At 59.0% G+C, this 12,117-nt stretch carries 8 protein-coding genes and 1 pseudogene; 3 read left to right on the forward strand and 6 right to left on the reverse strand.

All coding sequences use genetic code 11. The features are described from left to right. Positions 1–9 precede the first annotated feature (9 nt). From L6R21_10645 to L6R21_10655, 3 genes are read left to right on the forward strand one after another with little or no spacing between them, the layout of a single operon-like run. Positions 10–1,239, forward strand: a complete 1,230-nt coding sequence (locus L6R21_10645; protein ID MCK6559646.1) for a hypothetical protein — start codon at positions 10–12, stop codon at positions 1,237–1,239. A gap of 27 nt (positions 1,240–1,266) precedes the next feature. Next, positions 1,267–2,460, forward strand: coding sequence for a glycosyltransferase family 2 protein (locus L6R21_10650; GenBank protein ID MCK6559647.1), 1,194 nt, complete (start codon positions 1,267–1,269; stop codon positions 2,458–2,460). A 7-nt stretch (positions 2,461–2,467) separates the two neighbouring features. Then, complete coding sequence (locus tag L6R21_10655) at positions 2,468–3,847, forward strand: sugar transferase (protein MCK6559648.1); 1,380 nt, start codon at positions 2,468–2,470, stop codon at positions 3,845–3,847. A 90-nt stretch (positions 3,848–3,937) separates the two neighbouring features. Here the strand turns inward: L6R21_10655 and L6R21_10660 are convergent, their stop codons facing one another. The 6 genes and pseudogenes from L6R21_10660 to L6R21_10685 all read right to left on the reverse strand — a co-directional run bounded on the left by L6R21_10660 (position 3,938) and on the right by L6R21_10685 (position 11,068). Then, positions 3,938–4,606, reverse strand: coding sequence for a Uma2 family endonuclease (locus L6R21_10660; protein MCK6559649.1), 669 nt, complete (start codon positions 4,604–4,606; stop codon positions 3,938–3,940). Positions 4,607–4,669: 63 nt separating this feature from the next. Next, a complete protein-coding gene (locus L6R21_10665; protein ID MCK6559650.1) occupies positions 4,670–5,284 on the reverse strand; it encodes a Uma2 family endonuclease in 615 nt (204 codons plus the stop codon). 99 nt (positions 5,285–5,383) lie between these two features. After that, positions 5,384–7,819, reverse strand: a complete 2,436-nt coding sequence (locus L6R21_10670; GenBank protein ID MCK6559651.1) for an exopolysaccharide biosynthesis polyprenyl glycosylphosphotransferase — start codon at positions 7,817–7,819, stop codon at positions 5,384–5,386. Positions 7,820–7,944: 125 nt separating this feature from the next. Next, positions 7,945–9,312 carry a nucleotide sugar dehydrogenase gene (locus L6R21_10675; protein MCK6559652.1) on the reverse strand — a complete coding sequence of 456 codons (1,368 nt, stop codon included), beginning with the start codon at positions 9,310–9,312 and terminating at the stop codon, positions 7,945–7,947. A gap of 154 nt (positions 9,313–9,466) precedes the next feature. Further along, positions 9,467–10,471 (reverse strand): dTDP-glucose 4,6-dehydratase, encoded by a 1,005-nt coding sequence (gene rfbB / locus L6R21_10680; protein ID MCK6559653.1) that lies wholly within the window; start codon positions 10,469–10,471, stop codon positions 9,467–9,469. A gap of 336 nt (positions 10,472–10,807) precedes the next feature. Beyond that, a pseudogene (locus tag L6R21_10685) lies at positions 10,808–11,068 on the reverse strand (amidohydrolase family protein). Positions 11,069–12,117: the final 1,049 nt, after the last annotated feature.

The raw sequence follows: 12,117 nt of genomic DNA on the forward strand, positions 1-12,117 counted from the left end.
GCCCATTTCATGAAGCTCGAAAATCTCTACAAGAATGCGCTGTTCGTCATTCTCTTCAATGGCCTGATCTTGGGCTGCGGTTTGTTCAAGAACATCATTCTCGTTCCCTATGTTTCCGAAGCCGAGTTGGGCGTCTATTCTTTGCTGCTGGCGATTTCCGGCTTTGTCTATCCGTTGAGCCTGGTCGGCCAGCAGACCGCGTTGGTGCGCTTTCTGAGCGGCCGGGAGGTGAAATCCTTCAACTGCACCCGGGGCGTCACCGAAATTCTGGCCGTCAGCGCGGCGTTGATTGTTTTGGCCACCGCGATCGCAGCGAAGATCTACGCGTTGACCGGGCTGGCCGTGCTGTTTCTCGTCGTTGTGACTTTTGCCAATGCCGTTACGGACTTGCTGCCGGGCGTTCTGCGGGCGCAGGGAATTTACGCCGTCTCGATCGTCATCTTTCGCGGCGTCAATCTCTTTCTGCTCGCCGGTTTTGTCGTGCTCATCGCCCTCGCGCGCTTCACACTGGCGAACGTGCTGTGGACGGTCATGCTGATCACCGCCGGCTATGCGCTGGTGTCCGCGGTGATTTCCGTGAAATACTTCGGCACGGGCCGGACGCCCTTCCCCAAATACATTTGGAAGGAAGGCGCCATGCTGCTCGGCACGCACCTGTCCCTGCTGGTGATCATCTACAGCGATCGCCTGTTGATTCCGAAACTGGTTTCGTTGGAGGCACTGGGCCTCTATTTTGCAATCAGTGCGGTCATGCGCCTGTTCGAACTGGCTACGCAGTCCATCGAATTCGTTTTGTTGCCCGACGTGCACCGCCTCAACGCCAGACAAATGCTGCTGCTTGCAGGCGCAGTGGTGGCTGGCGGCATCGTGCTCGCGCTCGCCTACGTTTTGTTCGGCCCCTCTCTGGTGGCGCTGCTGTACCAGGGTAAGTATGACGCGGGCGTCTACCTGATTCCCTATCTCGCGATGAGCGGCTTCCTCAGCATTTTGTACGTCATACCCTACACCATCATCAGCGGGCGTTTGCCTGCGCGCTGTCTGCAACAGCTTCTTTATGGCAATGTGGCGGTGATGGTGTTGAATATCGCGGCGGGGTTTGTGTTGATTTCCCGTTGGGAGCTGCGCGGCGCGGCGCTGACGACGATCATCATCTGGATGATTCGCGTGTTCCTGGCCTCGGGCATCATTTATTTCGAGCGCCGGCGCGGCCGCCTGATTGCCCGCCGCGCGCCGGGATAGTGCCCTGGGCAATCTTCCGATACCTGTTTGCCTGCGGATCGCAATCGTCTGACCAACACCATCCAATCAATGACCTGGGTCGAATACACGTTCTGGCTGAGCGCCTTTCTCATTCTCTTTACCTACGTCGGCTATCCCGCCCTCATGTTCGGTCTTTCCATTTTTCTGCGCAAGCCCCGTTCGTGTGATGAGAATCACCTGCCCGCCGTGTCCATGCTGGTGGCGGCATTCAATGAAGAGGCGGTCCTTGCAGAAAAAATCAGCAACTGCCTGGCCCTGGACTATCCGCGCGAAAAGCTCGAAATCCTGATCGGCTCGGATGGCTCCAACGACGGCACGAATGCGATCATGGCGGCGCATGCCGGCGCGACGATTCGCGTGTTTCCCTATGCCTCGCGCCGCGGCAAGGCCGCCGTGCTGAATGCCCTGGCCGGCGAAGCGCGCGGTGAGATCCTGGTCTTTTCGGATGCCAACACCATGTATCGGCGGGACGCCATTCGGCGGCTGGTGCCCTATTTCGCCGACGCGCAGGTGGGCGGCGTGTGCGGCCGGCTCGTGCTGCTCAACCGAAACGGCCTAAGTGAGGCAGAGGGCGAGCGCTTTTATTGGGATTATGAGAACTACCTCAAGTACCTGGAAGGAAAAATCAAGACGGTTTTCGGTGCGAATGGCGCTATTTATGCGATTCGGCGGGAGCTTTACCATCCCCTGCCCACAAGCAAGGCGGTGATGGATGACTTCCTCATTCCCTTGCACATCGTACAGCGCGGTTATGACATCGTCTACGACAAGGATGCGGTGGTATACGAATCAGCGGCGCCGAGCCTGCGCGCCGAGTTCCGGCGCAAGGTTCGCATTGGCGCCGCCAATTTTCATGGCATTCGCGAGATTCTGCCTCTGCTCAGCCCGACGCGCGGATTTGTCGCCTTCGGGCTGTGGTCCCACAAAATCATCAGGTGGTTCGCGCCGTTTCTGCTGCTGGCGATGCTTGCCGCTAATATAAGTCTGCTGGGCGAGCCGCATTACAACCTGCTGTTCGGTCTGCAGATGGCATTCTATGGTGCGGCGTTGTGCGCCTGGCTGCTGGACGCATTGGGCCTCCACGTGCCGGTGCTCATCTATCCCTATTATTTCGTCGTGGTCAATCTCGCGCTGTTGATTGGCTTCTTCAAGTTCCTCACCAATTCGCAGAGGCCAGCATGGGCGCGGGTCGAACGATGAGACGGTCATGTCCAAGCCGCTGGAAAAGGCTCTGCTCTTCCTCTCCGACGGCCTCGCCACTCACCTCGCCTTTGGAGCCTGGGCGGCGCTGCGCCAACGCCACGGTTTCTACGCCGAACCCGAGCCGCAGCAATTTCTGCTCAATGCCACAGTGATCTTCCTCTTTTGGCTGGCGTTGTTCGTCTTCTTCGGTCTCTATCGCTCTTGGTATGCCCAGTCCCGCGTCGACGAGTTCCTTGGTGTTGCCAAAGTGGTTTCGCTGGGCGTGCTGCTGATCTTTCTTGCCACCTTTGAGCCGCATCAGGATTTTTCCAATCCCCTATCCTCCAGCCGCGCAATGATTCTGTCCTACTGGCTGCTGATGATCGTGGCGGTGAGCGGCGGGCGCTTGCTCTTGCGGACCTTTCAACGCACCCTGCTGGAAGCCGGCATTGGTGTGCGCAGAACGGTGATCGCCGGCTGGGGCCGCCGGGCGCGCGAGCTGTTCGATCATTTGCGCAAATCACCCGCCCTGGGTTATGAGGTGCTGGGATTCATTGACCTGCAGCCGCCGCCGGCGCCGGAGGTTTACCGCGCCTGTCCCGTTCTGGGATCACTGCCTGATCTGCCCGCGCTGCTGCAGCAAAACAACATCACGGAAGTGCTGATTGCATTTGACGGCGATTCGAGGGAGCACGTTGCCGCGGTGCTGCGCGTTTGCGAGGCCGTGCCGGTTCGCTGCAAGATCGTACCGGCGCTGGTTGACGTGATCATCGGCCAGGCGCGTACCAATCAGATTTATGGTTTTCCGCTTATCGACGTGATGCCCGAGCCGATGGCCGCTTGGGAACGCCATGTGAAGCGGCTGGCAGACGTCGTCATTGCCGCGGCGGGGCTGGTGCTGCTTCTGCCCTTCTGGCTGCCAGCCCTGTTGGCGATTTGGGCGGAAACGCGGCAGCCGGTTTTCTGCGAGCAGTGGCGGGTGGGGCTGCGTGGTCGGCGATTCAAACGCTATCTTCTTCGCACGGCAAAAAACGGCTCGCGCGAGAATGTTGGGACACCGCAGGAAGGCAAAGTGGGCAGAGCCATTCGGCGGCTGCACCTGGAGGGCGTGCCGCAATTGTGGAATGTCTTGAAGGGTGAAATGAGCCTGGTTGGGCCGCGGGCGGAACGCCCAGAATTGGTTGGCGGGCTGCAGCGCGACATTCCGTTCTACTTTCGCCGGCTGCATGTCAAGCCCGGTATCATCGGGTGGGCGCAGCTCAAAGGTGACTGCGACGCTGCGCTCGAAACTGTAAAGGCCATGCTACCATATGATTTCTTCTACATCGAGAACATGTCACTGCGCATGGATTTGAAAATCTCGCTCAATGCGATTTATGCGGGATTGTTGCGGCGGAAAAGCTGACAGATTCTTCCCGCCTCAACCCGGCGAACAGCTTTCTCATGCGATGGACAACTGCCAAGCCCTCGCCGGGCACAACGCCCTCCACGCGCGTTACCCAGTTGTTCGGTCCCCGCTCATGACCTTTCCAGCCGGCTCTCCCGCCAGAATCATTCCTGCAACGCTGAGCGCACTTGGCCTTTCGGCTGCAAACAGCCAATCGACGCGCAGCCAGAATCCTGCAATCACGCGAGAGTGAAAAATTCCGATTGCGTCGACCGGCATTTCACGCCATTCGCCCTGTTCATTTCGCCAAAAATACGCTTCCTGGCGATGGGGATCGATGAGCCAGTACTCCGGCGCACCGTGTTCGGCATAAAGCTTCTTTTTTTCGACGGCGTCCAGGCGGCGGCTTCCGGGAGAAATAATTTCAATCGTCGCGTCAGCCGGGCCAAAAATTTCCGTATTGCCAAACAAATGCAAACGATCGTTGCGGATGAACATCAAATCCGGCTCCGGCGCATTCTCGTCATCGAGCTTCATGGCCACGCGCGAGCCAACAATCAAGCCGAGTTTTTTTTCATCGACGAAGGCATGCAGGATGAAGTGCAGAAACCCCGTCAGTCCTTCATGTCCAATTGTTGCAGGCGACGCCATAATAATCTCCCCTCGAATTAAGGCGGCTTTCTGCTCTTGTACGCGGCTGCAAAACTCGCTGTAGGTGAATTTTTCCGAAGGCGGCACGGCGCGCGGCATGGGCTTGGTGAGTAAATCGGACGGCATATCACACCTCTTGATCTCCTGTTTGGGGCCATAATTCCGGCAAGGCTGCCTTCAAAAGTAAAATCAATTTCTCGCCGGCAATTCCGCCAGAATCGTCTGCACAATCTCAACTTCATCCGGCTGCTCGGCGGCGAAAAGCCAATCGAGGCGCAGCCAAAAGCCTGTTATGGCAACGGAATGAAAAATGCCGTTTTTATCCACCGGCAAATTTTTCCATGTCGCGTTTTCGTTGCGCCAGAAATGTGCTTCTTGTTTGTGTATGTCGATCAGCCAATATTCCGCCACCCCAAATTCCGCATACAATTTCTTCTTGTCAACCGTGTCCAGCCGCCGGCTGCCGGGGGAGATAACTTCGATAGCCACATCCGCCGGTCCGAAAATTTCGGTGTTGCCCAACAAATGCAAACGATCGTTGCGGATGAACATCAAATCCGGTTCGGGCGCGTTTTCGTCGTCGAGTTTCATGGCGACACGCGAACCGATCACCATCCCCAACTTTTGCTTCTTGACGAAGAGGCGAAGAAGCGTTGACAGATAATTGACAAGTTCTTCGTGTTTGACGGTTGCAGGCGCCGCCATAATAATCTCCCCTCGAATTAAGTCGGCCTTCTGCTCTTGTACGCGGCTGCAAAACTCGCTGTAGGTGAATTTCTCCGAAGGCGGCACGGCGCGCGGCATGGGCTTGGTGAGTAAATCGGATGGCATATCACACCTCTTAAATTCCCATTACGGCCTGCAATTTTGGCATGCGTTTTTTCAAAAGCAAGATCAATTCTACTATTGCCCGCGCCCGGCCAGCATGACATAGACGGTGTGCAGGATGATCTTCAAATCCATGCGCAGCGACATATTTTCAAGATAAAACAGATCATACTGCAGCTTCTGTTTCACGTCTTCCAGGGTGGCATCATAGGCGCCCTTGATTTGCGCCCAGCCGGTGATGCCGGGCCGCACGCGCAGCCGCCGAGTGTAGAGCGGAATTTCCTTGCGCAGTTTTTCCACGAAATACGGCCGCTCCGGCCGCGGCCCCACAATGCTCATCTCCCCGCGCAGAACGTTGAGAAATTGCGGCACTTCATCCAACCGCCATTTACGCAAGAACCGGCCCACCCGCGTGATGCGCGGATCATCCTTGTCCGCCCACTTCGGACCGGTGAGCTGCTCGGCGTTGGCAACCATCGACCGAAATTTGATGACTTCGAAAATGCGACCGTTCTTACCCACCCGCTCCTGCCGGTAAAAAGTGTTGCCGCGCGAATCCAGGCGAATCGCCAAAGCGAGCAGCAGCCACAGCGGCAGGCCCAGCACGATCACCAGCAGGGAGACGATCACATCGATCGCGCGTTTGGCCAGCCGTTCCCACGCCGGCATGTATTGCGGCAGGATCTCGATCAACGGGAAGCCGTAGATCTGATTGGTACGCGCCTGGCCGGTGATGATGCTGTAGAGATCGGGCATGATCTTGAGGCTCACCGGCAGACCGTCGGTCTGCGCGATGATCTTGACCAGCGCGTCTTGATCCTGCTTCTGCAGCGCGATCAGAATCTCCTCGACCTGATGGCGCAACACAATGTCGGCCAGGCGGTCAAGCACGCCCAGCACCGGCACCCCGTGAAAGCGATGCAGCTTGTCGGACTCGGCGGGCGCGACGAAGCCGATGACGCGATAGCCGAGCGCCGGATATTTGCTGACGTTTTGATACAGCTCGCGCGCCTTTTGCCCCCAGCCCACAATCACGGTGCGGTGCAGGCCGATGCCGTTTTCGAGCAGGCGGCGCTGCGTCGTGCGCAGCATCATGCGGCCGGTGATCACGGCACCGGCCACGAGGAGCCAGTAGCTCGCCAGCAGCATGCGGCCGCGCGAGATCGGATTCTCCAGGTCGCGCTCCCAATCCAGCGTCAGCAGAAAGATCAACAGCACGCCGCCGCCCACGATCTTCGCGATGGCGATGGATTCATCCAGCCGTGAGGCGGCATTCCAGGCGCCATACAAGCCGAAGAGCAGAAACACCAAGAACCAGAAGGCAAAGATGAGGTTGGCGAGAAAAAAAGCGTGCTCAAAATCGAGAATGGCAAACAGGCCCAGCTCGGAGCGCAGATGCGCCCATGCGAAAAAGGCCGCGGTGATGGCGGTATAGTCGCTCAAGATCACCGCTGACTTTTCCACCCATTTGGGAATGGCGGCGCCCCAGCGTTTGCTGGCGATCAATCCCACCAGCGAACCGACGCCAAAGCCGAGATGAATGACGGCCAGCACCGGCAGCAAGGCCGGCAGATGCCGCAGCCGGCTGCGCAGCGCCAACACCGTTGCCAGTGTGACATTGGCCGCGGCGTAGACCGCGCCGAGGGCAAGCACGCCCACCGCCGCCCAGGCCGTGGCCGGCGTGAGCAGCGCCAGAGTGGCCACTGCCAGGAGCAGCAGCGCCGGCAGCAGAAAGCGCACGCGCAATTGCGCGCCGGTCTTCTTGGCGCGAATCGCCCAGGCATGGCCGTGCACGCCGGCCCATCCCAGCAAATCGAAAAGGTCTGCGCGCATGGTGAGGGCCGATTGAATGCGCGGGGAGAAATAGAGTGAATAGCCGTGTTGTTCCATGCGCGTCGCGGTGTCGTACTCATGGCCGGGCATTTCGTGTTCGAGCACGCCCGCGGCGCTCAAGGCCGCGCGGCGATAGGCGCCATGGAGCAAGGCCTCACGGCGCACGCCGCTGTGTGCTTCCTCCTGCGTGCCGGTGGGCAAAACCCATTTCGAACCCAGGGCAATGCTGGCCGCCTGTTGCAGCCGGCCGGCGCCGCGATAGTGCAGGCGGCCACCCACGCCCGCGCTGCCGCTGGCCTGCAGTGCGGCAACGCTTTGCGCGATGAAATCATCAGCGAGCACGGCATTGGGCGCGACCGGAATGACAACATCCTGGGAATTGGCAGCGGCGCGGCGGGACAGGGTTTTGCGCGTTTTGGCATAGCTGCGGCGCACGCGCAGCGCCGGATTGGCCCGGGCAAAAGCGCGGATCGCTTTCTGCGTCGGCTCGTCCGGCGCTTCGGCGATGATCAGGATTTCGATGAGAGGCAGCGGGTAGGTTTGACGCGCGAGGGAAGCGAGACACGCCGGCAGATACTGCGTGGCGCCCCGCAAGGGGATCACGATGGCGACCTGGGGAAGCACCTCCTCACGGGCAGGCACTGCTGCAGACGGCTGGCTGGGGCTGGGCAAGGCCATGCGCTTCGCACTCCGAAAAAGAAAACCACGAATTTCACCAAAAGAACGGCGACAATCTGTGAAATTCGTGGTTCATTTTCAATGCTGAAGTACAGCCGTCTGCGCCGGTGGCCGGCCCGCAGTTCTCAATGGTCCTCGTGATGGCGCATCACATCGGGGATCGAGTTGGTGCCGCAGCCGAGCTTCACGACTTTGCGCTTGTAGTTCTTGCCGTTCACCGCGCCGTTGGTGGCATTGCGCGTGTCCACCACCAGCCTGGCATTCTTGACGATCATGTCGTAATCATAGGCATCGTGGTTGGTTGCAATCACCACGCAATCCGCGCTTTGAATCAGCTTGGCGGTGAGCCGGCGCGAGCGATAGAGCTTGCCGTTGACTTTGAGCGTGGGCACCCAGGGATCGTTGTATTCCATCCGGCGGCCGCCGCGATTGTAGAGCAGCTCCATCAACTTCACCGCCGGCGAATTGCGCGTGTCATCCACATTCTTTTTGAAGGCCGCGCCCAGCACCAGAATCCTGGCGTCGCGGATGGCCACGCCATGATGCGAGAGCGAGCGGATGATCAAATCCAGCACGTAATAGGGCATGTTCTCGTTGGTCTGCGCCGCCAGCTCGATGAAACTGGTGTGAAAGTCATACTCGCGCGCCTTCCAACTCAGATAGTAGGGATCGACCAGAATGCAATGGCCGCCGATGCCGGGTCCGGGCCAGAAGGGCATGAAGCCGAAGGGCTTGGTCGAAGCCGCCTGCACCACTTCCCAAATGTCCACGCCTTCCATGCGGTCGCAGAGCTGCGCCAGCTCGTTCACCAGCGCGATGTTGACCGAGCGGAAGATGTTCTCCAGCAACTTGGTCATTTCCGCGGCTTTGGGATTGGAAAGCTCGTGCACGTCGGTCACAATCTTGCGCGAAACCGCTGCCGCCAGCTTCGTGCACTTCTTGGTTACGCCGCCCACCACCACCGGCGTGGTCGCAGTGGTGAATCTCTTGTTGCCGGGATCGATGCGCTCGGGCGAGAACGCCAGATAGAAGTCCTTGCCCACGGTGAGCTTCTGCGCTTCCAGAATCGGCTGCACCACTTTCTCCGTGGTTTCGGGATAGGTGGTGGATTTCAGGATGATCAATTGATCCTTGCGCAAGCCGGAGGCGATGCCGTTGGCCGCGCTCACGATGTAGGAGACATCCGGCTCTTTGTTGTTGGTGAAGGGGGTGGGCACGCAGATGAAGATGACATCCGCCTTGCCGATGCCTTTGAAATCGGTCTGGCCTTCCAGCTTGCCGGCCTTCACCAATTCCGCCAGCTTGTCTTTGTCCACGTCATCGATGTAATTCTGGCCCTTGTTGAGCTTGGTGATCTTGCGCTCATCCAAATCGATTCCCACGGTGTCATAGCCGGCGGCGGCATATTCGACGGCCAGAGGCAGGCCGACGTAGCCCAAGCCGATGACGGCGATCTTCGCGCTTCCGTTTTCAATCTTCTGTTCCAGCGTCACAGGTGCACTCCTTCCAATGGTTATCCTCAAAGTACGAGCCTACCCACAGGCGGCTTTGGGAAATGATAAAAGCATCGCTCAGGTTAAACTTAATCCGGAGGAATAAAGTCGTGCCTCGGGCGAGGGGTGTAAACAGGCAGGGACGAAATCAACCTTACAATGATTTGCCATAGTTTTTTCGGTAAAACTCGAGATATTCGCCGCTTTTCAGTTTCTCCCACCACCAGCGATTTTGCGCATACCAATCGATCGTATGTTCCAGCGCCGCTTCCAGCGTGTGTTGCGGCCGCCAGCCCAGGCCGGCAATCTTGCCGCAGTCCACGGAATAGCGGCGGTCATGGCCGAGCCGGTCGGTGACAAAAGTCTTGAGCGTCGCGGGCTTGTTCAGCCGGGCCAGAATGAAATCGGTGATTTCCAAATTCGTGCGTTCGTTGCCGCCGCCGATGTTGTACACTTCGCCGGGCTGGCCCTGCGCCAGCAAGAAGTGAATGGCGTCGCAATGATCTTCCACATAGATCCAATCGCGCACGTTCTTGCCGTCGCCGTAGATCGGCAGCGGCTTGTCCTCGATGGCATTGGTGACGAACAGCGAGATCAGCTTTTCGGGATATTGATAGGGTCCGAAATTGTTCGAGCAGCGCGTGATGATCACCGGCAGGCCGTAGGTGACAAAGTAGGAATAGGCCAGCCGGTCGGCGCCCGCTTTCGAGGCCGAGTAGGGACTCGAGGGCATCAACGCGTCGGTCTCTTTGAACGAACCGTTTTCGATGCTGCCGTAGACTTCGTCCGTGGAAATTTGAATGAACTTGCTGACGCCGTGCCGGCGGCTGGCGTCCAACAGGACAAAAGCGCCAAACACATCGGTGCGAATGAACGCATCCGGGCCGCCGATGGAGCGGTCCACGTGGCTTTCCGCCGCAAAATTCACCACCACCTCGACGCCGTCCATCAGCTCATCCACCAAGCCGGCGTCGCAAATATCGCCCTTCACGAAGCGATAGTTGGGATGGCCTTTGATGTCGCGCAGATTCTCGAGATTCCCGGCATAAGTGAGTTTGTCGAGATTGATCACCTCCACGTCGTCATGCCGGCGCAACAAGTAGTGGACGAAATTGCTGCCGATGAAGCCGGCGCCGCCGGTCACGAGGATTTTTCGCATGGTCCCTTCCTTGGTTGAGTTCGCCACACAAGTTGCGGTATCGATCCCGCTGCCGCGCTCGAAAAAAAGATGGCGAATTTAAACATAGCCGTTCCGAAAGTCAACAATGGCCTCTTGCTGCCGGGCTGCGGAATTCACTCGACTGAAAGTCAATGACTTGGCGCTGCTTCACCGTTTCAGCATGAGAAACTGTCTCATGCCGGCTAACCCTGGCAAGCGCAATTGCGGCTTGCCGGCCGGATTTGTAGGTCTCTTATCATCATCGAGTTAAGCCGGCGCACGCAGCACTTTTCCCGCCAGCGTGCCGGTGAATTTTTCCTGGTCAATGACGAGTTGGCCGTTCACGATAACAAAAGGAATGCCAACCGGATACTGATGCGGTTCTGACCACGTGGCGCGATCGGCAACGGTCTTGGGATCAAAGACAACCACATCCGCCCAGCAACCGAGCTTCAGCACGCCGCGTTCACGCATGCCCAAAGTCTGCGCGGGCAGCGCGGTCATCTTGCGCACCGCCTCGCCCAGCGTCATGAGGCCCTGTTCGCGCACATACTTTCCCAACACCCGCGGAAAAGTGCCGAACGAGCGCGGATGCGGATTGCCGCTGCGCAACACGCCCTGCTCCGCCAACGCCGAACCGTCGCTGGCGGGCATGCAGTAGGAATCGGCCAGAAGCCCGGCCGTGTCTTCTTCGCGCATGGCGAATCCCACCATGCCGCCCCCGCCCTTTTCGATGAAGAGGAACTGCACCAACAGGTCAAAGGGATCAGCGCCCGCCTGCGCCAATTCGGCAAGATTCATACCTTCATACTCCTTGCGGCGCGGATGGTTGGGCAGGCTGGAGATCATCACGGATTGCCAGCCGCCGATCTTGTCGGCCTCGTATTGCACGAGCGGCCGCAGTTGCGTGCGCACCTGCACGTCTTGCAGACGTTGCACGAACGCTTCGTTGCCGCCGGCGCGACTCCACAACGGAAACAACGAAGCCAGTCCGGTGGCATAGGCGGTGTAGGGATAGCGATCGCAGGTCACGCGCAGGCCGGCTTGGCGCGCGGCCGCCAGTCTCGCCAGCATCTCCGGCTGCTTGTGCCAGTTGTTGTGGCCGGATGCTTTGATGTGAGAAATGTTGAGCGCGACGCCCGCATCCTGCGCAATGCGAATTGCCTCCGCCACCGCCTCCAGCAAGGTGTCGTCTTCGTTGCGCATGTGGGTGGAGTAAATCGTCCTGCCGGCTGCGGCCTTGCACAGCGCAATGATTTCCTCGGTGCTGGCAAAGCTGCCCGGCGTGTATTCCAATCCCGAAGAAATGCCGCAGGCGCCCTGCTGCAATGCCGTGCGCAGCAGCGCCTGCATCTGCGCGATTTCCTCCGCAGCCGCGGGGCGACCTTCCAGGCCGACCGCGAGCTGGCGCAGCGTGCCCTGCCCCACCATGCTGGCGGCGTTGGTGATCATGCCGCCGGCTTCGAGGCGCCGAAAATAGCCGGTGAAATCCCGCCATTCGACCGCGAGACCGAAGCGCTTGCTCAGATCTTCGTGCAGCTCGGCGCGCATTTTTTCATTCAACGGTGCCAGGGAGTCGCCGTCCTGCCCGAGAATTTCAGTGGTGACGCCCTGCCGGATTTTGGACTGTGCCTCACCGCCGAGCA

It is taken from the genome of bacterium, from assembly GCA_023150945.1.
Lineage (GTDB): Bacteria > Zhuqueibacterota > Zhuqueibacteria > Zhuqueibacterales > Zhuqueibacteraceae > Coneutiohabitans.

Bases quoted from the DNA above. Each gene is read 5' to 3' on its own strand.
- L6R21_10645 (MCK6559646.1), top strand. From the start codon at position 10: ATGAAGCTCGAAAATCTCTACAAGAATGCGCTGTTCGTCATTCTCTTC.
- L6R21_10655 (MCK6559648.1), top strand. From the start codon at position 2,468: ATGTCCAAGCCGCTGGAAAAGGCTCTGCTCTTCCTCTCCGACGGCCTC.
- L6R21_10660 (MCK6559649.1), bottom strand. From the start codon at position 4,606: ATGCCGTCCGATTTACTCACCAAGCCCATGCCGCGCGCCGTGCCGCCT.
- L6R21_10665 (MCK6559650.1), bottom strand. From the start codon at position 5,284: ATGCCGCGCGCCGTGCCGCCTTCGGAGAAATTCACCTACAGCGAGTTT.
- L6R21_10670 (MCK6559651.1), bottom strand. From the start codon at position 7,819: ATGGCCTTGCCCAGCCCCAGCCAGCCGTCTGCAGCAGTGCCTGCCCGT.
- rfbB (MCK6559653.1), bottom strand. From the start codon at position 10,471: ATGCGAAAAATCCTCGTGACCGGCGGCGCCGGCTTCATCGGCAGCAAT.